Source organism: Saccharothrix sp. BKS2, from assembly GCF_047689505.1.
Taxonomy (GTDB): domain Bacteria; phylum Actinomycetota; class Actinomycetes; order Mycobacteriales; family Pseudonocardiaceae; genus Actinosynnema; species Actinosynnema lopnurensis.
Map to the genome: position 1 here is coordinate 406,305 of NZ_JAUQOL010000006.1, position 22,675 is coordinate 428,979.

Sequence of the window (22,675 nt, forward strand, 5' to 3'; positions counted from 1 at the left end):
AGATCACCGACAAAAATCACCTGTGATATGTGACGTGTCACGGAGCCGTGGGGAAAACTTCGGTGAACCACCCCCAATCGACGATCGTTTTCAACTCTGGCGCTACCCTCGGCGGGGTGACCGAGCCTTCCCGCGCAGCGCTGCCTGCGACTACCGACTACCCCGCCGCAGAACGGCTCGACCTCGTCGAGGACCTGCACGGGCACGCCGTGGCCGACCCCTACCGCTGGTTGGAGGACCCGGCCGACCCGCGCACCGCCGCCTGGTCGGCCGCCCAGGACGACCTCACCCGCTCGTGGCTGGACGCGATGCCCGGCCGCGACTCCCTCGGCGCCCGGGTCTCCGAGCTGATGCGGACCGGCTCCGTCGGCGTCCCCGTGTGGCGCGCCGGCCGCGCGTTCTACACGCGCCGCGACCCCGACCAGGACCTCCCCGTGCTCTACGTGCGCGTCGACGGCGTGGAGCGCGTGCTGCTCGACCCCTCCGCCCTCGACCCGACCGGCCGCACCACCCTCGACCGCTGGTCCCCCTCCCGGGAGGGCACGCGCCTGGCCTACCAGGTGTCCGTGGGCGGCGACGAGCACTCGTTGCTGCACGTCGTCGACGTCGACTCCGGCGAGCTCCTCGACGGCCCGATCGACCGCTGCCGCTACTCGCCCGTGGGCTGGCTGCCCGGCGGCGAGGAGTTCTTCTACGTGCGGCGGCTGGACCCGGCCCTGGTCCCCGAGGACGAGCGCCAGTTCCACCGCCGGGTATGGCGGCACCGGGTCGGCACCCCCGCCACCACCGACCTGAACGTGCACGGCGACGACCTCGACCACACCTACTACTACGGCCTGTCCGTCTCCGAGGACGGCCGGTGGCTGGTGGTCAACGGCGCGCCGGGCACGGTCCGCCGCGACTCCGTGTGGATCGCCGACCTGCGCGGCACCGCCGAACTGCGCCCGGTCCTGTCCGCCGACCAGGGCGCGCAGTGCTCCGCGTGGGTCGAGGCCGACGGCCGCCTGTACCTCCTGACCAGCCTGGACGCCCCCCGCTTCCGCCTCTGCGCGGCCGACCCGACCACCCCGACCGAGTGGACCGAGCTGATCGCCGAGGACCCGGACTCCGTCCTGGACGCGGCGGTCCCCCTCGACGGCTCCCTGGTCGTCGTGCGCACCCGGCACGCCGTCTCCGAACTGCACCTCCACGGCGCCGACGGCGCCCACCTCCGCCAGGTCGACCTCCCCGGCACCGGCTCCCTCCACGGCCTGTCCACAGCGGACGAACTCACCCTTGCCAACCGCGACGTCCTGTGGTTCGGCTGGTCGGACTTCGTCACCCCCACCTCCGTCCACCGGTTTTCGCTCTCCACCGGCGCCGTCACCCTCGACACCGCACCCCCCGGAGCGGTGACCCTCCCGGACCTGTCCACAACCCAGATCTCCTACCTGTCCCCCGACGGCACCACCGTGCGAATGTTCGTGGTGTCCGGCTCCCGTCACCCGGACCTGCCCAGGCCGACGCTGCTGACCGGGTACGGCGGGTTCGCGGTCGGGCGCGGACCGGGGTACAGCGCGACGACGTTGGCGTGGGTCGAGGCGGGCGGGGTGTGGGCGCACGCGTCGCTGCGGGGCGGCGACGAGGAGGGAGAGGAATGGCACGAGGCCGGGATGCGGTCGCGGAAGCAGAACGTGTTCGACGACTTCCACGCGGCGGCGGAGCGGCTGATCGCGGACGGGTGGACCACACCGCAGCAGCTGTCGATCACGGGCGGCTCGAACGGCGGCCTGCTGGTCGGGGCGGCGCTGACGCAGCGCCCGGAGCTCTACGCGGCCGTGGTGTGCTCGGCGCCACTGCTGGACATGGTGCGGTACGAGAACTTCCTGCTCGGGCGGCTGTGGGCCGAGGAGTACGGTTCCGCGGCCGTCCCGGAGGAACTCGGGTGGCTGCTGGCCTACTCCCCGTACCACCGGGTGCGACCGGGAGTTGAGTACCCTTCGGTGCTGTTCACGGTCTTCGAGTCGGACAGCCGCGTGGACCCGAACCACGCCCGCAAGACGTGCGCCGCGCTCCAGCACGCGACGGCGAGCGATCCGACCAAGCACCCGGTGCTGATCCGCCGGGAGACCGAGGTCGGGCACGCGGGACGGTCGGTGAGCCGGACGGTCGGGCTGGCCGTGGACCAGTTGACCTTCCTGGCCTGGGCGACGGGCCTCGAGTTGTAGATCGGGAGGACTGCTACGTGCTGAACGTGGAGTCGACGCTCGCAGTCGAGTGGTGGGTCGCCAACGGCCCGAAGCTCGCGGGCGGCGCGCTGCGGATCTTGCTGGTCGTGATCGTGGCGGTGATCATCCGGGCGGTCCTGCGCCGGCTGATCGACGGCATGACGCGGGGCAACGGCGGCCGCAAGCCCAAGCTGCTCAAGCCGCTGCGGGAGCGGGCGCCCCAGGCCCTGGGCGCGTTCGCCTCCGAGCGGCGGGAGCAGCGGGCCAAGACCATCGGCTCGGTGCTGAAGTCGTTCGTCACGATCATCGTGTTCGGCGTGGCGTTCATCCAGGTCCTGACCGAACTGGGCATGAACGTCGCCCCGATCCTGACCTCGGCGGGCATCCTCGGCGTGGCCATCGGCTTCGGCGCGCAGAACCTGGTCAAGGACTTCCTGGCCGGCATGTTCATGATGCTGGAGGACCAGTACGGCGTGGGTGACGTGGTCGACCTGGGCCCCGCCACCGGCACGGTCGAGTCGGTGGCGCTGCGCACCACCACGATCCGCGACACCAACGGCACGGTCTGGTACGTCCGCAACGGCGAGATCCTGCGCGTCGGCAACTCGTCCCAGGGCTTCGCCGTGGCGGTGGTCGACATCCCCCTGTCCTACGGCGCCAACCTGGCCTCCGCCACCCAAGTCCTCACGACGGCGGCCGAGGAGGCCGCGGCGGAGGAGCTGCTGGCCAAGGACGTGACGGACAAGCCGCAGGTCCTGGGCGTGGAAAAGGTCACGCCGGAGGGCATCACCATGCGCGTGACGGTCAAGGTCAGGCCGGGGCGCCAGTGGGCGGTCCAACGCGCCCTCCGGGCCAAGCTGATGCCGGCCCTGGAGGACGCGGGGATCTCCCTCAAGTCCTCCTGACCCACCACAGCACCACAGCCATACCAAAACCTGATGGGTGCGCCCCAGCCCGATCAGCCTGGAACGGCCCCGCACCAGGGGTCGACTCCGGGCTGGAGCAGACCCGGCCAGGAGCGGGACCGAGGCGGGCAAGCGCAGCGCGGAGCAGGACTGGACGGAGTCGGGCAAGGCGAGCCCGAGCCCGAGGCAGAAGCCGGCCAACACGAAACAGAGGCCGAAGCAGAGCTGAAGGCAGGGCAAATGCAGGGCGGACCTGGACCAAAACCGAGCCGGAGTCGGGCCGGAGTCAGGCCAGCACCGGACCGGCACCAAAGTGCCCGAACCAGCTCTGACCTGCCCTAACCCACCTCCCCACCCACCTCCCCGACCCTCCTCTCCCCAACAGCCACCGGCCGACGAGGCCCGATTTGACATGGGTTCGAGTGCCACAGGCTGGTCGGAGCCGGCAGGCTCGGCGGGACGCTTTCCCCCGCCGTGCCTGCCGGCTGCGGCCTGCCTCCGGTACTCGTAAGGGCCCCATGTCACATCGAGCCGGACCCACCCCAAGGCCAACCCCGGGGCCAACCAACAACACAGACCACACCCCGCTGAGACCTCCACCACAACCCCCTCCCCCACCGCACGCCGAACCAGGTGGCAGTGCGCCTCGCCCAGCGACCTGAGGCAGGATGGAGGGGTGACCACTCCTCCGGAGAACTTCTACGAAGCGGTGGGCGGGTACGACACGTTCCACCGGATCGTCAAGCGCTTCTACGAAGAGGTGGCGACCGACCCGATCCTCCGCCCCCTCTACCCGGAAGAAGACCTCGGTCCCGCCGAGGAGCGCTTCCGGCTGTTCCTCATGCAGTACTGGGGCGGCCCGCACACCTACTCCGACACCCGGGGCCACCCCCGACTGCGGATGCGGCACGCCCCGTACGTCATCGGGCCCGTGGAGCGGGACGCCTGGCTCCGCTGCATGGAGATCGCCGTCGACTCGGTCGAACTGGACCCCGAGCACCGCAAGCAGCTGTGGGCCTACCTCGACATGGCAGCCAACAGCCTGATGAACGCCTGGGCCTGACCAAGTCGACCACCACAACGTCGACCAAAGGCCGACCGGCCGACCACCCAACTCGGCCAATCGAACGTTGACCACCCGAACGGGCTCGTGCCTCAGGCCGCGAATGGCAGGATGACTTCTCGTGCGACGATCCTCCGACCTCCAACCAGAGATCGCCGACGAGTCCGCCTGGTGGCGCGACGCCGTCTTCTACCAGGTCTACGTCCGATCCTTCGCCGACGCCAACGGCGACGGCGTGGGCGACCTCGACGGCATCCGCTCCCGGCTCGGGTACCTCGAACTGCTCGGGGTGGACGCGCTGTGGCTCACGCCGTTCTTCACCTCGCCCATGGCCGACCACGGCTACGACGTGGCGGACCCCCGGGACGTCGACCCCCTGTTCGGCGACCTGGACGCGTTCGACCGCCTGGTCACCGAGGCGCACGCGCACAACATCCGCATCACCATCGACCTCGTGCCCAACCACACCAGCGACCGGCACGCGTGGTTCCAGGCCGCCCTCCAGTCGCCTCCCGGTTCCCCGGAACGCGCCCGCTACGTCTTCCGCGACGGCGGCGGCTTCGACGGCTCCGTGCCGCCCAACAACTGGCCGAGCCAGTTCGGCGGCCCCGCGTGGACGCGCCTGCCGGACGGGCAGTGGTACCTGCACATCTTCGCGCCCGAGCAGCCGGACCTGAACTGGGGCAACCCCGAGGTGCCCGCCGACCTGGCGCGCACCCTGCGCTTCTGGCTGGACCGGGGCGTCGACGGGTTCCGCATCGACGTGGCGCACGGCATGGCCAAGCCCGAGGACCTGCGCAACATCGACCCGCGCGCGGAGCTGGGCTCCGGGGTCCGGCACGACAACGCGCTGGACCCCCGCTTCGACAACGACGGGGTGCACGAGGTGCACCGGATGATCCGCAAGGTCGTCGACGAGTACCCGGGCCGCATGACCGTAGGCGAGATCTGGGTCAAGGACGACGAGCGGTGGGCCCGCTACGTCCGCCCCGACGAGCTGCACCTCGGGTTCAACTTCCGCCTGGTCGAGGCCCCGTTCGACGCCGACGGCGTGCGGTCGGCCATCGAGCACTCCCTGGCGGCCGTGCAGGGCACCGACGTCCCGCCCACCTGGACCCTGTCCAACCACGACGTGGCCAGGCACGTGACCCGCTACGGCGACGGCGCGATCGGCCGGCAGCGCGCCCGCGCCATGACCCTGGTCGAGCTGGCCCTGCCCGGCGTGGTCTACCTCTACAACGGCGAGGAGCTGGGCCTGCCGAACGTGGAGCTGCCCGACTGGGCCCTCCAGGACCCGATCTGGACCCGCTCCCGGCACACCAGGCGCGGCCGCGACGGCTGCCGCGTCCCGCTGCCCTGGGAGGGCGACACGCCGCCGTTCGGCTTCACCCGGGCGGTGAACACCTGGCTGCCGCAGCCGAACGAGTGGGCGGGCCTGACCGCCGAGTCCCAGCTGGAGGACCCGAACTCGATGCTGTCGTTCTACCGGCACGCGATCGAGCTGCGGAAGTCGAACCCGGCGTTCTCCGGCGAGGAGCTGGAGTGGTACGGCGCGCCGGCGGGCTGCTTCGCGTTCCGCCGCAAGGGCGGGGGCCTGATCTGCGCGCTCAACACCTCGGGCGGCCCGGTCCCGCTGCCGCCCGGCGGTGTGCTGCTGTCCAGCGGCCCGATGGACGGCAACCAGTTGCCGCCGGACACCGCGGTGTGGCTGGTCTGAGCTTGGCGGGGGCGTCCCACCGGGGCCGCCCCCCGCCCAAGCCCGGCCAGCCCAAAACCAGCAGCCCGACCCAACCCCGACTCAGACCAGCAGCGGCAACATCGAGTGCCGCCGGCGGACCACCGCACCGAACCGGGCGTCGATGCGCAACCACGAGTCGGTAGCCGTCACGCGCACGTCGTCACCACCCAGGAACCCCATCCCGGACAGCGCGAACAGGCACCGCATCGGCACCTTCACGTCCAGCCCGGACCCGCTGACCGTGATCACGGTCTGGTCCAGCAGCGACGCGGGCGGGGTGCCGCGCGGACCCGCGTTCTCCCGCGCCACCGCCACCCCCTTCTCCGCCAGCTCGGACACCACGCTGCCGGGCAGCCGGTCCACGGGCAGCCAGCCCGCCGTCGGCGGCAGCGCCGAGCGCCACATCATGTCCCGCGCCGGACCGGGGTCCACGACCTCGCTGCGCACCACCGCCAACCCGGTGAGCAGGTCGGTCGCCGACACGGTCAGGTCACCGGGGGTCACCTGCCCCGCCACGGTCCGGGTGGCCAGGGTGTCGAACGGGGTCGCCACCCACGCGTCGACCAGCCCGCCGACCGGCCCGTCACCTCCCGGACCACCCGCCGACCCGTCATCCCCGGAACCACCGACCGGCACGTCCCCGGCCGGCCGGTTGCGCAGCCGCACCACCGCCTGGGGGTCGAGCCGCACCGCGCGGGCGACGAAAGCCCCGAGGTCGTCCCGCTCGGCGCGGTCGACGAGGACCAGCTCAGGCACCATTACCTCCGGCACGCCAGCCGGCGAGGAAATCGCGCTCGGCTTCGAGGAGACGGCGCGGACGCCCGGCCGTCAGGTTGTAGGGCACCATCAGTGTCTCAGCCCTGGTCACCACGGGACCGTCCTCCCGGCGATCAGCGCGCACCGCGTAGTCGAGCGTGAACGACGCCGACTTCAGCTCCCGCACCGACACCTCCACCCGCACCTCGTCACCGGTGAAGGTCAGCGGCGCCAGGTAGTCCACCACGAGCCGCGCCACGACCATGCCCTCCGCCATCTCGGGGACGCCGTGCCGGGCGGCCTCGGTGAACAGCAGGTCGATCCGCGCCTCCTCCAGCAGCGTGACCGTGTTGGCGTGGTTGACGTGACCGAACGCGTCCATGTCCGACCAGCGCGGACGGACACCCGTGACGAACACACCCAACTTGACGCGCCTCCCGGGGTCGACATAGGTGGCAATGACCTTATCCACGTGCTAAGCCCGGGTTAAGACCGCACCCCGCCACCGCCGCGCCCCTCGTCACAGCCGAGCCTCACCGCCACGCCGCCTCACCGCGGCCGAGCCCCCGTGGACCCGCGCACCACCAGCTCCGGTTGGAACACGAACTCGGCGTGCGGCGCCGGCGTGCCGCCGATCTCCTCCAGCAGCGCGTGCACGGCCGCCTGCCCCATCGCCTCCACCGGCTGCCGGATCGTGGTCAGCGGCGGATCGGCGAACACGATCAGCGGCGAGTCGTCGAACCCGACCACCGACACGTCCCGCGGCACGTTCGCCCCGCGCTGCCGCGCCGCCCGGATCGCCCCGAACGCCATGAGGTCGCTGCCGCACACCACGGCCGTGCAGCCGCGGTCGAGGAGGGCGTTGGCCGCCGCCTGCCCGCCCTCGACGGTGAACAGCGAGTGCTCCACCAGCTCCTCCGCGCGCGGCCGCACGAGGGTGAACCCCTCCACCATCCGCTGCGCGGGCACGAACCGCCGCGGGCCGACGGCCAGGCCGATCCTCTCGTGCCCGAGTTCCACCAGGTGGGACACGGCCAGCCGCGCGGCCGCCCGGTAGTCCACCGACACGAACGGCGCGGACACCTGGTCGGTGAACCCGTTGACCATCACGAACGGCACCCCGCGCCCGGCGAGCTTGACGTAGCGGTCCATGTCGGCCGTCGTGTCGGCGTGCAGGCCGGACACGAAGACGATGCCGTTGACGCCGCGGTCGACCAGCATCTCGGTCAGCTGGTCCTCTGTGGAGCCGCCCGGTGTCTGCGTGCACAGCACCGGCGTGTAGCCGTCGCGGGTCAGCACCTGCTCCACGACCTGCGCGAACGCCGGGAAGATCGGGTTGCTCAACTCGGGGGTGATCAAACCGATCAACCCGGCGCTGCGCTGGCGCAGGCGTGGCGGGCGCTCGTAGCCGAGGACGTCCATCGCGGCGACCACGGCCTGGCGGGTCGCGGCGGAGACGCCTGGCTTGCCGTTGACCACCCGGCTGACCGTCGCCTCGCTCACGCCTGCCTGGTTCGCGATGTCACTGAGCCGCGCTGTCACACCGTGTGACTCTACGGGCGCGAGAGCCACACAGTCGTGTCCGGCGGCACGAGAACGTCCGCGTCTTCGGTCGCCACGCCCCCGGAGGACAGCAGCACCTCGCCGTCGCGGGGCAGCCGCACCACCGCCGGGCCGAGGTTGACCACGCACGTGAACCCGTTCCGGCGGAAGGACAGCACGCCCTCGGGCGCGGCCAGCCACTCCACTTCGGAGCCCGCCCCGAGGTCCGGGTGCTCGCGCCGGGCCCGCAGCGCGCGGCGGTACAGCTCCAGCACCGAGTCCGGGTCGCCCTGCTGCACCCCCACGCTCAGCGACGCCCACCCGGCCGGCTGCGGCAGCCACGAGCCGCCGTCGCCGAAGCCGAACGACGGGCCGTCGGGCGTCCACGGGATGGGAACGCGGCAGCCGTCGCGGCCCCGGTCGGTGTGGCCGGAGCGCTCCCACACCGGGTCCTGGAGCACGTCCTCGGGGAGGTCCAGCACCTCGGGCAGGCCCAGCTCCTCGCCCTGGTAGACGTACGCGCTGCCGGGCAGCGCGAGCATCAGCAGGGCGGCGGCGCGGGCACGGGCAACGCCGCCGTAGCGGGTGACGTGCCGCCGCACGTCGTGGTTGGACAGCACCCAGGTGGTCGGCGCGGCGACCGGGGCCATGGCGGCGAGGGAGTCGTCGATGACCCGCCTCAGCTCGGCGGCGTCCCACCCGGCGGTCAGGTAGTGGAAGTTGAACGCCTGGTGCAGCTCGTCGGCGCGCAGGTAGCGGGCGGTGCGCTCGGGGCTGGGCGTCCACGCCTCGGCCACGCCGATCCGCTGCCCCGGGTAGGAGTCGAGCACCTTGCGCCAGTCGCGGTAGATCTCGTGCACGCCGTCCTGGTCGAAGAACGGCAGGGTGTCGGTGCCCAGCATCCTGAGGTGGCCGGGCGTGCCGACGTCGGGCAGGCCGTCGGCCTTGACCATGCCGTGGGCCACGTCGATGCGGAACCCGTCGACGCCGAGGTCCAGCCAGAACCGCAGCACGTCGAGGAACTCCTCGCGCACCTCCGGCTGGTCCCAGTTGAGGTCGGGCTGCTCGGGCGCGAACAGGTGCAGGTACCACTGGCCGTCGGCGGTCTTCGACCAGGCCGGCCCGCCGAAGACGGACTCCCAGTCGTTGGGCGGCAGGTCCCCGCCCTCGCCCCGGCCGTCGCGGAAGTGGTAGCGGGCGCGCTCGGGCGACCCCGGGCCTGCCGCCAGGGCCTGCCGGAACCACTCGTGCCGGTCGGACGTGTGGTTGGGGACGAGGTCGACGATCACCCGGAGGCCGTGCGCGTGCGCGTCCCCGATCAGCAGCCGGGCGTCCTCCAGATCGCCGAAGCTCGGGTCGACGGCGCGGTAGTCGGCCACGTCGTAGCCGCCGTCGGCCATCGGGGACGCGTAGAACGGGGTGATCCAGACGGCGTCCACGCCCAGGTCGGCGAGGTAGGGCAGGCGGGACCGGATGCCCGGGAGGTCACCGACGCCGTCCCCGTCCGAGTCGGCGAAGCTGCGCACGTAGACCTGGTAGATGACGGCCTCGCGCCACCAGTCCTGCGTCATGTGGGGGTGTCCTTCCGGATCGGGTCGACCGGAGGGCCATGAAATACTTTGCAAGTGTTTTCAGCAAGTCCCGCAGCTGGTATGACCTAGAGCACATCCCTGCCAGCCAAGGAGACAACGTGGTTTCCGCACCCCGGCGAGCGTTGCTCGCCATATCGGCCCTGCTGTTGACCTTGCTCGTGGCGCCGCAAAGTTTTGCGAGCCCGCCCTCCTCCAAAGACGTCACGGCGACGTTGTTCCAGTGGCCCTTCGCCCGGGTCGCCGGCGAGTGCACCACCGTGCTCGGCCCGAAGGGCTACGGGTTCGTCGAGGTCTCGCCCGCCACCGAGCACATCCAGGGCTCCCAGTGGTGGACCTCGTACCAGCCGGTCAGCTACCGGATCGCCGGGCGACTCGGCGACGAGAACGCGTTCCGCAACATGGTCAACACCTGCCACGCCGCCGGCGTGAAGGTCATCGCGGACGCGGTGATCAACCACATGAGCGCCGGGTCGGGCACCGGTACCGGCGGCTCGTCCTACGCGAAGTACAACTACCCCGGCACCTACGGCGACCAGGACTTCCACTCCTGCCGCACCAGCATCAGCGACTACCGCAACCGCGACAACGTGCAGAACTGCGAGCTGGTCGGTCTGTCGGACCTCAACACCGGCAGCGACTACGTGCGCGGGCGCATCGCCTCCTACCTCAACCACCTGATCTCGCTGGGCGTCGACGGGTTCCGCATCGACGCGGCCAAGCACATGGCGGCGGCCGACCTGGCGGCGATCAAGTCGCGGCTGTCGAACCCGAACGCGTTCTGGGTCCACGAGGTGATCTACGGCGCGGGCGAGGCCGTTCAGCCGGGCGAGTACACCGGTTCGGGTGACGTCGACGAGTTCCGCTACGCCTACGACATCAAGCGGATCTTCAACAACGAGAACCTGGCGTACCTGAAGACGTTCGGCGAGTCGTGGGGCTACCTGCCCAGCGGCCGGGCCCGCTCGTTCGTGGACAACTGGGACACCGAGCGCAACGGCTCGACCCTGACGTACAAGGACGGCTCCACCTACACGCTGGCGAACGCCTTCATGCTCGCGTGGCCCTACGGAGCCCCGAACGTGTACTCCGGCTACGAGTTCAGCAACCACGACGCGGGTCCGCCCGGTGGTTCCGAGTGCTACACGTCCGGGTGGAAGTGCCAGCACCGGTGGACGCAGATCGCGAACATGGTCCAGTTCCGCAACACGGTGGCGGGCACCGCGGTCACCAACTGGTGGGACAACGGCGGTGACGCCATCGCGTTCGGTCGCGGGAACAAGGGCTTCGTGGTGATCAACCGCGAGAGCGGCGCGCTGACCCGCACGTTCCAGACGTCCCTGCCCGCCGGCAACTACTGCAACGTCCAGCGGGACGGCTGCACGACGGTGGCGGTCGGGTCGAACGGCCAGTTCACCGCCACCCTGGGCGCGGGCGAGGCGCTGGCCCTGCACACCGGCGCGACCAGCGGCGGCGGCACCACTCCCCCGCCCACCGGCACGGCGTCGTTCTCGGTCGGCGCCACCACGTCGGTCGGGCAGAACGTCTTCGTCGTCGGTGACCACCCGTCGCTGGGCGCGTGGAACCCGGCGAACGCGGTGGCGCTGTCCCCGGCCGCCTACCCGACCTGGCGGGCGTCGGTGTCGCTGCCCACCGGCACGCCGTTCCAGTACAAGTACCTCCGCAAGGACGCGAGCGGCAACGTGACCTGGGAGAGCGGCGCCAACCGCACCGCCACGGCCCCGGTGACGCTGTCGGACACCTGGCGGAACTGATCCACCCCGGATGTCGGGGACGTCCACGCGGGTGTCCCCGACGTTCGGGTGGTGCAGGTCTTTCAGGTGGTCCGGGTCTTTCGGACGATCAGGGCCGGAGCCTGCGGGCCATCAGGTCGCGCAGGGCCCCGGTGCGGTCCGCCAGCTCGTGCAGGGAGTCCACCACCCGGTCGGCCCCGGTGCCGAGGGAGGCCAGCAGCTCGGCCGTCACCGCCGCCCGAGCCGCCCGCCCCGCCTCCACAGCCTCGTGCCCACGCGGTGTCATCTCGACCAGGCGGACGCGGCTGTCGCCCGGGTCGGGCCGGCGCACCACGTAGCCGACCCGCTCCATCTCGGCGACCACCTTGGACGCGCCCTGGGCCGTCATGCCCAGCAGGTCGGCCAGGTCGGTGACGCGGACCGGACCGACGAGCAGGTGCTGGAAGACGTAGCCGTGGACGGTGCGGACCTCGTCGTGACCGGCGGCGACCAGGCGGACGCGCACGGCGGCGTCGCAGGACGCGGCCAGGGCGGTGAGGAGCAGGGTGAGGTCGGGACTTGACGGCACGGTCCGGATGCTGCCATGTTCAACCAAGGTTTATCAACCGAAGTTGAGGACATGGCGATGATCTGCGATCCGGCGTTCGAGCACGTGGTCGAAGCCTTCCGCGACGGCGTGGGCAAAGGCGGCGCGGCGCTGGCGATCGTGGCCGACGGACGCCTGGTGGTCGACGTGTGGCACGGCACGCGCGACGAGGCGGGCCGGCTGCCGTGGGAGCGGGACACCGCGGTCAACGTCTTCTCGGTGTCCAAGGCCGTGCTCGCCACAGCCGCACACCTGGCCGCCCAGCGGGGACAACTCGACCTGGACGCCGCGGTGACGGCGTACTGGCCGGAGTTCCGGACCGACACCACCGTCGCGGACCTGCTGGCGCACCGCTCCGGCCTGCCCGCGATCCGCCGGAAGCTGCCGGCGGGCAGCCTCTACGACTGGACCGCCATGACCGACGCCCTGGCCGCCGAGGAACCGTGGTGGCCACCCGGCACCCGCCACGGCTACCACGCCGTCACGTTCGGCTGGTTGGTCGGCGAGGTGCTGCGCCGCGCCACCGGCCGGGAACCGCGCGAGCTGACCGCCGAGCTGGGCCTGTCCCTCGGGTGGCCGGGTCCAGGCGAGCCCGCGTTCGTGCTGCCGCTGGAGGGCGCGGGCATCGAACGGCTGCCCGCACCGATCGCCGTGCGGGCCTTCGCCAACCCGGCCGACCTGATCGCGCCCGGCGTGGCCAACACGGCGGCGTGGCGCGCCGCGCAGATCCCGGCGGCCAACGGCCACGCCACCGCCCGCGCGCTGGCCGACCTGTTCGGGCGGATCGGGAACCTGCTCACCCCGACCCTCCTGGCCGAGGCCACCGCGCCACACAGCGACGGCCACGACGAGGTGCTGGCCGGCCCGACCAGGTTCGGCCTGGGGTACATGCTGCCCAGCGGGCTGCGCCCGTACTCACCGAACCCGCGCGCGTTCGGCCACACCGGGGCGGGCGGGGCACTGGTGTTCGCCGACCCGGACCTGGGCATCGCGCTCGCCTACACGCCGAACCGCCTGGTCACCACGCCCACCGGGCCGGACCCGCGCTGGACGCCGATCACCGACGCCCTCTACGCGTGACGCGCTCACCCGTGACGCGCTCACCCGTGACGCACTCGCGCAACGGCGCTCGCGCGCAACGCACTCGCACGTGACGTCCTCTGCGCTGCGACATCCTCACCGACGGCTCCTGCGCCCGACGGCCACCGTGACCCATGACCCCGTGACCCGACGAACTCCGCGGTGATCCCGACAGCCCCACGGTGATGCTGACCGCTGCTCGGCCGTGGCCGCTGGGGGTCCCGCCGCGCCGCCTCCTTCTCTTCCGGCAACGACCAGGCTAGCCGTGAAGTTTCCGCAGATCTTCCATTCACGACCGGTTAACTCGATCGGGTCGCCGGGGTGTCCGGAGCACCCCCGAGCCACCAAGCCGGGGGTGCTCCGGACAGGTCTAGCGGATCATGCTTCGAACCTGCCTGGCCGCCACCGACAGGGTGGCCAGGTCCAGCTTGCTGACCCGGTTGATCTCCTCCAGCGCGGCCCTTGCCCGCCCCAGCCGGAACGAGTTGGCCTGCTCCCACTTGGCGATCTTCTCGTCCGCCTCGTCACCGGGGTCGGCGGACCGCAGCACGTCGACCGCGATCGACCGCAGCGACGAGTAGAAGTCGTCCCGCAGCGCCAGGCGCGCCAGCGCGTGCCAGCGGTTGAGGCGCTCCAGGCCGGACACCGAGCTGAGCATCCGGTCGACGTCCAGGTGGGCGGACAGCGCGTAGTACAGCTCGGCCGTCTCCACGTGCGTCCGCTCCCGGCCGGCAGTGACGCCGTCCTCGCGCTCGGCCAGCTCCGCCACCTCGGTGACGTCGAGCAGCGCGTAGGTGAACAGCAGCGCCGCGACCCGCCGCGCCAGTTGCACCGGCACGCCGTGGGAGACGAGGCGCTCGGTTGACTTGGCCCAGGACCGCTCCTCGTCGCCCTGGAGCAGGTCCGGCACGCGCGGTGCGAGGGAGGCGACCACCGGGGCGAACCGGCTGATCGTGGAGCCGACCGGCAGCGGCTGGGGGCGGTTGGTCAGCAGCCAGCGCGACGCGCGGTCGAGCAGGCGCCGGCTCTCCAGCACCATCTCGTCCTGGACCTCGGTCGGGATGGTGCTGTCCAGCGCCTGGATGTCCCGCCACAGCGACGGCAGGTCGAACACCGCCGTCACCACCGCGTACGCGCGCACGGCGTCCGTCGCGGAGGCGTTGGCCTCCTCGGCCAGCCGGAACGCGTAGGACACGCCGCCGCCGTCCACGACCTCGTTGACCAGCACCGTGGTGATGATCTCGCGGGACAGCGGGTGGCCGCCGATGGCGTCGCCGAAGCGCTCGCGCAGCTCGCTGGGGAAGTAGTCGGGCAGCTTGCGGGCCAGCACGTCGACCGAGGGCAGGTCGCCGGCCAGCACCTCCTCCTTCAGCGCCAGCTTGACGTGCGCGAGCAGGGTGGCCAGCTCGGGCGAGGTCAGACCCTCGCCGGACTTCTCCAGCGCCTTGAACTCCGCCGGGGACGGCAGGGCCTCCAGCGCCCGGTCCAGCGCGCCGCGCTGCTCCAGGTCCGCCACGAGCCGCGCGTGCACCGACAGCATCGGCGCGGCGTGCGCGCGGGACACGCCCAGGACGAAGTTCTGGGAGTAGTTGTCGGCCAGCACCAGGTCGCCGACCTCGTCGGTCATCTGCCCCAGCAGCTCGTTGCGCTGCCCGGTGTCGAGCTTGCCGTCGCGGACCAGCTCGTCGAGCAGGATCTTGATGTTGACCTCGTGGTCGGAGCAGTCGACGCCGGCGGAGTTGTCCAGGGCGTCGGTGTTGACCTTGCCGCCGGCGCGGGCGAACTCGATGCGGCCCCGCTGGGTCAGGCCCAGGTTGCCGCCCTCGCCGACGACCTTGACGCGCAGGTCGGCGCCGTTGACGCGGATCGCGTCGTTGGCCTTGTCGCCGACCTCGGCGTGCGATTCCGCGACCGCCTTGACGTAGGTGCCGATGCCGCCGTTCCACAGCAGGTCGACCGGGGCGAGCAGGATCGCCCTCATCAGCTCCGGCGGCGACAGCTTGACCACGCCCTCGGGCAGGCCGAGCGCCACCCGCGCCCGCTCGCTGACCGGGATCGACTTGACCGTGCGCGGCCACACGCCGCCGCCCTCGCTGATCAGCGAGCGGTCGTAGTCGTCCCAGGAGGAGCGCGGGAGTTCGAACAGGCGCTTGCGCTCGGCGAAGGACAGCTGGGCGACCGGGTCGGGGTCGATGAAGACGTGCCGGTGGTCGAAGGCCGCGACCAGGCGGATGTGCTCGGAGAGCAACATGCCGTTGCCGAACACGTCGCCGGACATGTCGCCGACGCCGACCACGGTGAACTCCTCGGCCTGGGTGTTGACGCCCAGTTCGCGGAAGTGCCGCTTCACGCTCTCCCACGCGCCGCGGGCGGTGATGCCCATGGCCTTGTGGTCGTAGCCGACCGAGCCGCCGGAGGCGAACGCGTCGCCGAGCCAGAAGCCGTAGGACGCCGACACCTCGTTGGCGATGTCGGAGAACGACGCGGTGCCCTTGTCGGCGGCGACGACCAGGTAGGTGTCGTCGCCGTCGTGGCGCACCACCTGCGGCGCGGGCAGGACGGTGCCCGAGCTGAGGTTGTCGGTCAGGTCCAGCAGGCCGGAGATGAACATGCGGTAGCAGGCGATGCCCTCGGCCAGGGACGCCTCGCGGTCCAGGCCCGGGTCGCCGGTCGGCGCGGGCGGCCGCTTGACCACGAACCCGCCCTTCGCGCCCACCGGCACGATCACCGCGTTCTTCACCGCCTGCGCCTTGACCAGGCCCAGGATCTCGGTGCGGAAGTCCTCGCGCCGGTCGGACCAGCGCAGGCCGCCGCGGGCGACCGGGCCGAACCGCAGGTGCACGCCCTCGACGCGGGGCGAGTACACGAAGATCTCGAACCGGGGCCGCGGTTGCGGCAGGTCCGGGATCGCGCGCGGGTCGAGCTTCACCGCCAGGTAGGGGCGCGGGGCGCCGTCGGCGTCGCGGACGAAGTGGTTCGTGCGCAGCGTCGCCTGGACGAGGGTGAGCAGGCTGCGCAGGATGCGGTCCGCGTCCAGGCTGGTCACGTCGTCGATCAGGGCGGCGATCTCGGCGGCGAGGGACTCGGTGCGGCCCTCTCGCTGGTCGTCGGCCAGGCTCGGGTCGAACCGCGCCTCGAACAGGCGCACCAGGGCCGTGGCGACCTCGGTGTGCGCGAGCACGGCGTCCTCGATGTAGTCCTGGCTGTAGGGGGTGCCCGCCTGGCGCAGGTACTTGGCGTAGGCGCGCAGCATCGACGCCTGCTGCCAGGTCAGGCCGGCCTTGAGCACCAGGGTGTTGAAGCCGTCCACCTCGGCCTCGCCGCGCCAGGCGGCGGCGAACGCCTCCTGGAAGCGGGTGCGGACGGTCTCCAGGTCCTCCCGCGACAGCTTGTCGAGGGTGAGCTGGTCGAGGCGCAGGCCGAAGTCGTAGATCCAGCACTCGGCGCCGTCGTCGCGCGCCAGCTCGTAGGGGCGCTCGTCGACCACCACCACGCCCATGCGCTGGAGCATCGGCAGCACGTCCGACAGCGTGATCCGGGCGCCGACCAGGAACAGCTTGAACCGGCGCTCGCCGGGCTCGGCCTCGCGCGGCACGTAGAACACCATGTCGAGGCCGCCCGGGGCGAGCGCCTCGATGCGCCGGTAGTCGTCCAGGCCCTCGGCGGCGGTGAAGTCCTCCTTGTACGCCTCGGGGAACGCTGCGGCGATGCGCAGACCCCGCTCGGGGGCCGACTCCGCGCCCAGCCCCTGGCCCTGCTCCAGCACCGCCTCGACCATGCGGTCGTCCCAGGTGCGGATGGCCTCGGCCAGCAGCTGCTGGAGGTAGCCGGTGTCCGGCTCGACCTGGCGCTGGGGCTCGGTGTGCACCATGAAGTGCACGCGGGCCAGCGCGGACTCGCCGATGCGGGCGCTGTACTCCAGGTTCACGCCGCCCAGCCGGTCGATCAGCACCTCCTGCATGGCCAGCCGGGAGGTGGTGGTGTAGCGGTCGCGCGGCAGGTAGACCAGGCAGGAGTAGAAGCGGCCGTAGGGGTCGCGGCGCAGGAACAGGCGCAGGCGGCGGCGCTCGGCCAGCGCGATGACGCCCGTCACGGTCTGGTAGAGGGTGTCGGGGTCGACGGAGAACAGCTCGGTGCGCGGGTAGTTCTGGATCACCTCCAGCATCTGCTGCCCCGAGTAGGAGTGCAGCGGGAAGCCCGCGCGGTGGATCACGTCGCGCACCCGGCGGTCGATGGCCGGGATGTCCAGCACGTCCTCGTGCAGGGCCGTGGTGGAGAAGACGCCGAGGAACCGGTGTTCGCCGGTGACGTTGCCGTCGGTGTCGAAGGTCTTCACGCCGACGTAGTACGGGTAGACCGAGCGGTGGACGCTGGACTGCGCGCTGGCCTGGGTGAGCACCAGCAGCTCCGGGGAGAGCGCCTGGGCGCCCGCGTCGGGTCCGGCGGTCAGGCTGCGCGCCGCGAGGCTGTCCTGTCTGAGCACGCCCAGGCCGCTGGCCAGGACCGCGCGCAGGGCGGGCTCGCCGTCGGTGGCCGGGTCGTCGCGGACCACCTCGTACCGGCGGTAGCCGAGGAAGGTGAAGTGGTCGTTGGCCAGCCAGCGCAGCAGCTTCGCGCCGTCCCCGACCTCGTGCTCCGGCAGCGGCGGCGGGGACGCCTCCAGCTCGTCGGCCAGCGTGAGGGCGGTGCCGGTCATCTTGCTCGTGTCCTCGACGACCTCGCGGACGTCGTTGAGCACGGCGTGCAGCTTGGTCTCCAGCTCACGGGCCCGCTGCGGGTCGGTGAGGAGGTCGACCTCGATGTGCATCCACGACTCGGCCAGCGCGTCGGCGGGCGGGTCGGCGGGGTCCGCGCCGGGCAGGGCCTCCTGGAGCGCGCCGGTCACCACGTCCCGGCGCACCACGACGATCGGGTGAACCACGCGCTGGACCTGCACGCCGCCGCGGGTCAGCTCGGAGGCCACCGAGTCCACCAGGTACGGCATGTCGTCGGTGATCACCTGCACCACCGTGGCCGGGCAGGCCCAGCCGTCGTGCGCGCGGGTCGGGTTGATGATCCGCACCACCGGGCGACCCGGCACCCGGGTCTCGGCGAGCTGGTAGTTCGAGCGCACCGCGCCCACCAGGTCCACCGGGTCGTCGTCGATGACCTCTTCGGCCGGGACGTGCCGGTAGTACAGGCGGATCAGGTCGGTGAGCTCGGGGGCGTTGGCGGCGGCCCGCTCGATCAAGTCGTCGCGCGCCTGCTCGGGGCTGGCGGCACGAGCCACGGCGCCGTTGCCGGTGGCGTGCTCGGATCGGGACGGGACTCCAGTCGAGGTCATGTTCAGGCGGCTCCACAGTATGCGGACAGCATCCGGTACCTCTGTGTACCGGGTCCGCGCTCCACTTAATCACATGCGCGCGAACCCGATCATCGCAACCCCACGACTGAATCGAACCACTTGACGGAAAGTGGTTATTTCACTACGGCAGGGATCATTTACCCGCTTTGTTACCGGCGGGAAACCTTATTAGAACCTCAAATTGTTTCAGGATTCGGGAAGCGTCCAGGTGTCGAAGCGGGGCGGGTCCACGCGCCGGATCGGACCGGTGGTCTCGTTGTCCGGGTCGGGCGGGCGGACGGGGGCGGGCCGGGGGGCCGTGGCGACGGGCGCGACCGACGCGTCCGGGGGGACGGGGGGAACGGGGGGGATCGGCACGGTGTCGTCGTCGGCCGGCGCGGCGTGCGCGGGGTGTGCGACGCGGTCGGGTTGCGCGACCCGGGGGGCGGGGTCGGCGGGGACGTCCTGGTCCATCTCGTCGGTCCAGCCGGCGGCCTCGTCCTCGCGGCGGGCGTCCTCGTACGCGACCAGGGCTTCGGCCAGGAGTTCGGCGAGGCTGAGGTCGCTCTTGGGGCGGCGCTCGGCGCGGGTGGTGCTCGGCAACTGGATCGGCTTGCTGATCGGCGGCAGGTCGATGGTCCTGCCCCCGACCACGACGGACCTGATGAAAGGTTCCTCCGCGCTGTCGTCCTCGACGTCGGCGGCGCCGAGGAACCCGGTCGGGTCGAGCGACTTGGGCGTGGACGGGGTGGGGGGCGTCGGGGCCGGTTCGGGCTCCGGGGCGGCGACGGGCTCGGGGGCGGGTTCCGGTTCTGGTGCCGGAGTGGGTGCCGGAGTGGGTGCCGGAGCAGGCGCGGGCACTGCCTCGGGTTCCGGTTCGGGCGCCAGGTCGGGTGCTGCCGCCGGTTCCGGCAGGAACACCGGCTTCAGGATGGACGTCAGCTCGGACGCGGACTCCGGGGGCGCGGACGCGGGTGTCGGCGACGGCGCGAACAGCGGCGCCGACAACGACAACGACGCGGGCAGCGGCCGGGGTTCGGGCCGGGGCTCAGGCCGGGACACGGGCTCCTGAACGGGCCGGGGCTCGTCCACGACCGCCGGGGAGGCCGGCTCCCCCGGCGCTCCGCTCGCGGGCGCGGATTCGGGTTTGATCTCGGTCTTGACCTCGACCTCGACGGGGACGTCATCCGCGTCATGCATGGGGAACGCGGAGGGAACAGAAGCGAAATCCGGCGGTTCGGGCACCCTCGCGGTGGGGATGACCGGGCCCTTCACAAATGCGGCGCCAAGTCCAACCGGCGGAACATCGTCCCGAATCGCGGGCTGAACCATAGTGGGCGAGTCGAACATGTCGACGGGTTCCTCGACGCGGAACCTCGCCGGCGGCTCGACCCGCCATTGCACCTGCTCGACCACGGCGTCCGCGCCGGTGACGACCTCGGGGCCGGCGGTGGGCACCGGCTCGCCGGCTCCGGGCTCGACAACATCCGTGTCGGGGACGGCCGGTACCGAGAGGTCGACGACCTCCGGCTGGTCCGAGCCGGCAACTCCGGAGGCGGGTGCTCCGGGACCGGTCGCGGTGACCGGTCCAGCGGTGGCGGGTTCAGCGGTGGCCGGTGCTCCGGTGATGCCGTCCGCACCGTCCGGAGCCCGACGTCGTCCTCCACCTCGCGGGGGGTCGAGCAACCCGGCGGCCTTCAGGCTGTCCAGCACGCTGGACGACTCGCCCGCCTGCTCGGCGGACTGGTCGGGAGTCTCCTCGGTCGCCTCCCGGGCAGCTCGCCGACGCCCGCTGCGCACCGCCCCGGCCGCAGCGATCAGCCCGGCGGCCGGAACGGTCCGGTCGCCACCGGACTTGGCGGTCGGAGCGGTGTCGGCGGAGGTGTCCTCGCCATCGGTCCAGCCCGCCCCGTCGAGAGCGGTCGGCAGGCTCAGGTCGAACGGCTCGCCGCTGCTCGGCGCGGTGCTCGCATCTGCGCCGGCCTGCACGCTCGGCGACGGGCCGTCCGGAGGCGAGGCCACGGGATCGGTAGCGGCTGCTGGAGCAGGTTCCGGCGGGAAAGGACCGCGCAGGATCGGGCTGGACAGGATCGAGCTGGGCAGGACTGGGTTGGGCAGAACGGGAGCAGGCAGAACGGGAGCAGGCAGGACAGGACCGGGCGGCGCGGAAACCGGCGGCACGGGAACCGGCGGAGTGACGCTCGGCGGAGCGAGGCTCGGCGGGAACGCGGGGCCCACCGCCGGGGCGAACAGGCCGGAACCCGGCATCACCGGCCCCGAGGTGGGCACGACCGGGTCGGGAACGGGCGCGTTCGAGCCGAAATCGGGCGCCGGCAGGCCGGAAGCAGGTGCGGCCGGGCCAGAGGTGGGCGCGGACGGCTCGACAGCGGACGCCGCCGGGCCGGAAACGGGTGCAGCCGGAGCGGCAGTGGTTGCAGCCGGTTCGGCAGCGGTCGGGCCGGCAGCGGTCGGGAGCGGGCCGGCGGTAGCCGAGGCCGGGCCCGGGGTGGGCGCGATGAGCCTGCCGCCGGGAGCGGGGGCGGCGGGGGGCTGGAGGTTCAAGCCGCCCGGGGGGGTGAGGGGCTGGGACAGGGCGGTCGGTTTCGCCTCGATGCTCCGGGCGTGTTCCGGTCGACCCTGCGTGAAGGGCAGCGGCTCTCGCGACCGCGACCCCGGCACCGCGTCCGGGGCCCGGCGGCGACCGGTGGGCTTGGACGTGTCTTGCACCTGGTCGCCCTGCCCACCCGGGTGGTCCGGCTGACCCTGCGGTCCCTGTTCTCCCTGCTCGCCCTGTTCGCCGAAGGGGTGCACCAGGCGCCAGCGGTCGGCGGCGTGCGCCCTGGCCGCCGAGATGCCCTCGACGGTCATGTCCTCCGCCGCGCGGCGGGAGCGCTTGACGCGCAGGCCCTCGTTGCGGTGGACCTGCACCGGGCGCCACTGGCGCAGCTGCTGCTGCCCGACCTCGGGCGCCGGGGTGGTGGTGTCCGGGGCCGGTGGGGCGGTGGGGGTGCCCGTTCGCAGCAGCGTGGCCAGCTGCTCGTGCAGGCTGCCGGCGGACTGGCGGTGGATCCCGGAGAACTCGGCCGCGAGCCGGGCGCGGACCGCGTAGACGGCCCGCGCGCGCCTGCGCTCGGCCGCGTGGGCGGCGCGGAGGTTCGCCAGGGCCTCGGTCAGGTCGCCGGACACCTCGTGGACGTGCGCCAGCGCCAGGAAGCTCTCGGTCTGGAGGGTGTCGAGCTGGTGGCGTTCGGCGCTGTCCGCCACGTCGCGCAGCAGGTCGCGGGCCTGGTCGACCCGCCCCGCGGGCAGGTGGACCCTGGTGGCCAGGGCCAGGCGCAGCCAACCGGCGGTGGCCGCGGAGGGCGCCCGGACGGGGCGCTCCAGGAGCGGGGTGCCCACCCGTGACGCCTCGGCCCCCTGGTTGGAGTCCAGCAGGGCGCAGACCAGCTCGACCGTGAGCCTGCCGCGGACCTGGCCGTTGTCCGACTCGGCCTCCCGGAGGCCGTCGAGGAGGGCGAGGCCCTCGCGGCAGGCGACGATCGCCTGCGGGAGGTCGCCCCAGCGGCGGTGCTGCCCCGCGGCCGCGGCGCGGAGCAGGCCGCGGTGCAGGATCGTCGTGTCGTGGTCCAGCAGCGGGTCGGCCTGGTAGAGGCGGTCGGCCTCGTCCAGGGCCTGGCCCAGGGCGGCGCCGCGGCCGACCGAGACCAGGCACTCGCCGGCCTGCACCAGGGCCGAGGCGCGCAGGCCCGGTGGCACGTCGTCCGCTTCGAGGACCGGGCGGACGGCGGCGAAGCCGGTCAGCGGCGCGCCCACCGACCTGGCGCTGTCGGCCAGCTCGACGCGGAGGCGCCAGGCCGTCTCCCGCTCACCCGCGGCCTCGGCCGCCTTGAGCGCGTCGAGCGCCCGGTCGGCGGTCTTGACGCCCCGGCCCATGCGGTTGCTCGCGAAGATGACCAGTGCCTCCGCGCGCAACCTGTCGACCTCGTCACGGCGGGCGGAGGCGAGCGCGACGGCGCGCTCGCCCAGCACCAGAGCAAGCTCCGGTGCCCGCCAACGCAGCCGCCAGGCGGGCACGACCAGCGTGCTCACCTCGACGTCCGCCTGCGCTTCGCCCCTCGCCGCCACGATGTCG

Annotated in this window: 13 protein-coding genes; 6 read left to right on the plus strand and 7 right to left on the minus strand. The window is 72.4% G+C overall.

All coding sequences use genetic code 11. The annotated features are described in order from the left end of the window. The first annotated feature begins 116 nt into the window (after positions 1-116). From Q5530_RS15525 to Q5530_RS15540, 4 genes are all read left to right on the plus strand, one after another. Positions 117-2,207 carry a prolyl oligopeptidase family serine peptidase gene (locus Q5530_RS15525; protein WP_415362917.1) on the plus strand — a complete coding sequence of 697 codons (2,091 nt, stop codon included), beginning with the start codon at positions 117-119 and terminating at the stop codon, positions 2,205-2,207. A gap of 20 nt (positions 2,208-2,227) precedes the next feature. Then, a complete protein-coding gene (locus Q5530_RS15530; protein WP_415363068.1) occupies positions 2,228-3,112 on the plus strand; it encodes a mechanosensitive ion channel family protein in 885 nt (294 codons plus the stop codon). A gap of 676 nt (positions 3,113-3,788) precedes the next feature. Continuing rightward, a complete protein-coding gene (locus Q5530_RS15535) occupies positions 3,789-4,175 on the plus strand; it encodes a globin (RefSeq protein WP_380638390.1) in 387 nt (128 codons plus the stop codon). 121 nt (positions 4,176-4,296) lie between these two features. Continuing rightward, complete coding sequence (locus Q5530_RS15540) at positions 4,297-5,892, plus strand: glycoside hydrolase family 13 protein (protein WP_415362919.1); 1,596 nt, start codon at positions 4,297-4,299, stop codon at positions 5,890-5,892. Positions 5,893-5,973: 81 nt separating this feature from the next. Here Q5530_RS15540 and Q5530_RS15545 read toward each other — a convergent pair whose 3' ends face one another. The 4 genes from Q5530_RS15545 to Q5530_RS15560 all read right to left on the minus strand — a co-directional run bounded on the left by Q5530_RS15545 (position 5,974) and on the right by Q5530_RS15560 (position 9,782). Then, entirely contained in the window at positions 5,974-6,669 is a 696-nt protein-coding gene (locus Q5530_RS15545) for a hypothetical protein (RefSeq protein WP_415362920.1), read from the minus strand. After that, positions 6,662-7,093 carry an acyl-CoA thioesterase gene (locus Q5530_RS15550; protein ID WP_415362922.1) on the minus strand — a complete coding sequence of 144 codons (432 nt, stop codon included), beginning with the start codon at positions 7,091-7,093 and terminating at the stop codon, positions 6,662-6,664. Before Q5530_RS15550 ends, Q5530_RS15545 begins: the two co-directional genes overlap by 8 nt. A 125-nt stretch (positions 7,094-7,218) precedes the next feature. Next, positions 7,219-8,241: a LacI family DNA-binding transcriptional regulator gene (locus Q5530_RS15555; RefSeq protein ID WP_415362923.1), complete on the minus strand. Its 1,023-nt coding sequence runs from the start codon at positions 8,239-8,241 to the stop codon at positions 7,219-7,221. After that, positions 8,223-9,782, minus strand: coding sequence for a glycoside hydrolase family 13 protein (locus tag Q5530_RS15560; RefSeq protein WP_415362925.1), 1,560 nt, complete (start codon positions 9,780-9,782; stop codon positions 8,223-8,225). Before Q5530_RS15560 ends, Q5530_RS15555 begins: the two co-directional genes overlap by 19 nt. A 167-nt stretch (positions 9,783-9,949) precedes the next feature. Here Q5530_RS15560 and Q5530_RS15565 point away from each other — a divergent pair, with 167 nt between their 5' ends. Further along, the gene (locus Q5530_RS15565; RefSeq protein WP_415362927.1) at positions 9,950-11,575 is read left to right on the plus strand and encodes a carbohydrate-binding module family 20 domain-containing protein; all 1,626 of its coding nucleotides are present in this window, start codon (positions 9,950-9,952) and stop codon (positions 11,573-11,575) included. Positions 11,576-11,663: 88 nt separating this feature from the next. Here the strand turns inward: Q5530_RS15565 and Q5530_RS15570 are convergent, their stop codons facing one another. Then, positions 11,664-12,122 (minus strand): MarR family winged helix-turn-helix transcriptional regulator, encoded by a 459-nt coding sequence (locus Q5530_RS15570; RefSeq protein ID WP_415362928.1) that lies wholly within the window; start codon positions 12,120-12,122, stop codon positions 11,664-11,666. 57 nt (positions 12,123-12,179) lie between these two features. Between Q5530_RS15570 and Q5530_RS15575 the strand changes: the two genes are divergently transcribed. After that, complete coding sequence (locus Q5530_RS15575; RefSeq protein WP_415362929.1) at positions 12,180-13,220, plus strand: serine hydrolase domain-containing protein; 1,041 nt, start codon at positions 12,180-12,182, stop codon at positions 13,218-13,220. Positions 13,221-13,590: 370 nt separating this feature from the next. On the opposite strand, the gene Q5530_RS15580 is transcribed toward Q5530_RS15575, so the two are convergent. Next, a complete protein-coding gene (locus tag Q5530_RS15580) occupies positions 13,591-18,543 on the minus strand; it encodes an NAD-glutamate dehydrogenase (protein WP_415362930.1) in 4,953 nt (1,650 codons plus the stop codon). 207 nt (positions 18,544-18,750) lie between these two features. After that, positions 18,751-22,668: a hypothetical protein gene (locus Q5530_RS15585; RefSeq protein ID WP_415362931.1), complete on the minus strand. Its 3,918-nt coding sequence runs from the start codon at positions 22,666-22,668 to the stop codon at positions 18,751-18,753. Positions 22,669-22,675 lie beyond the last annotated feature (7 nt).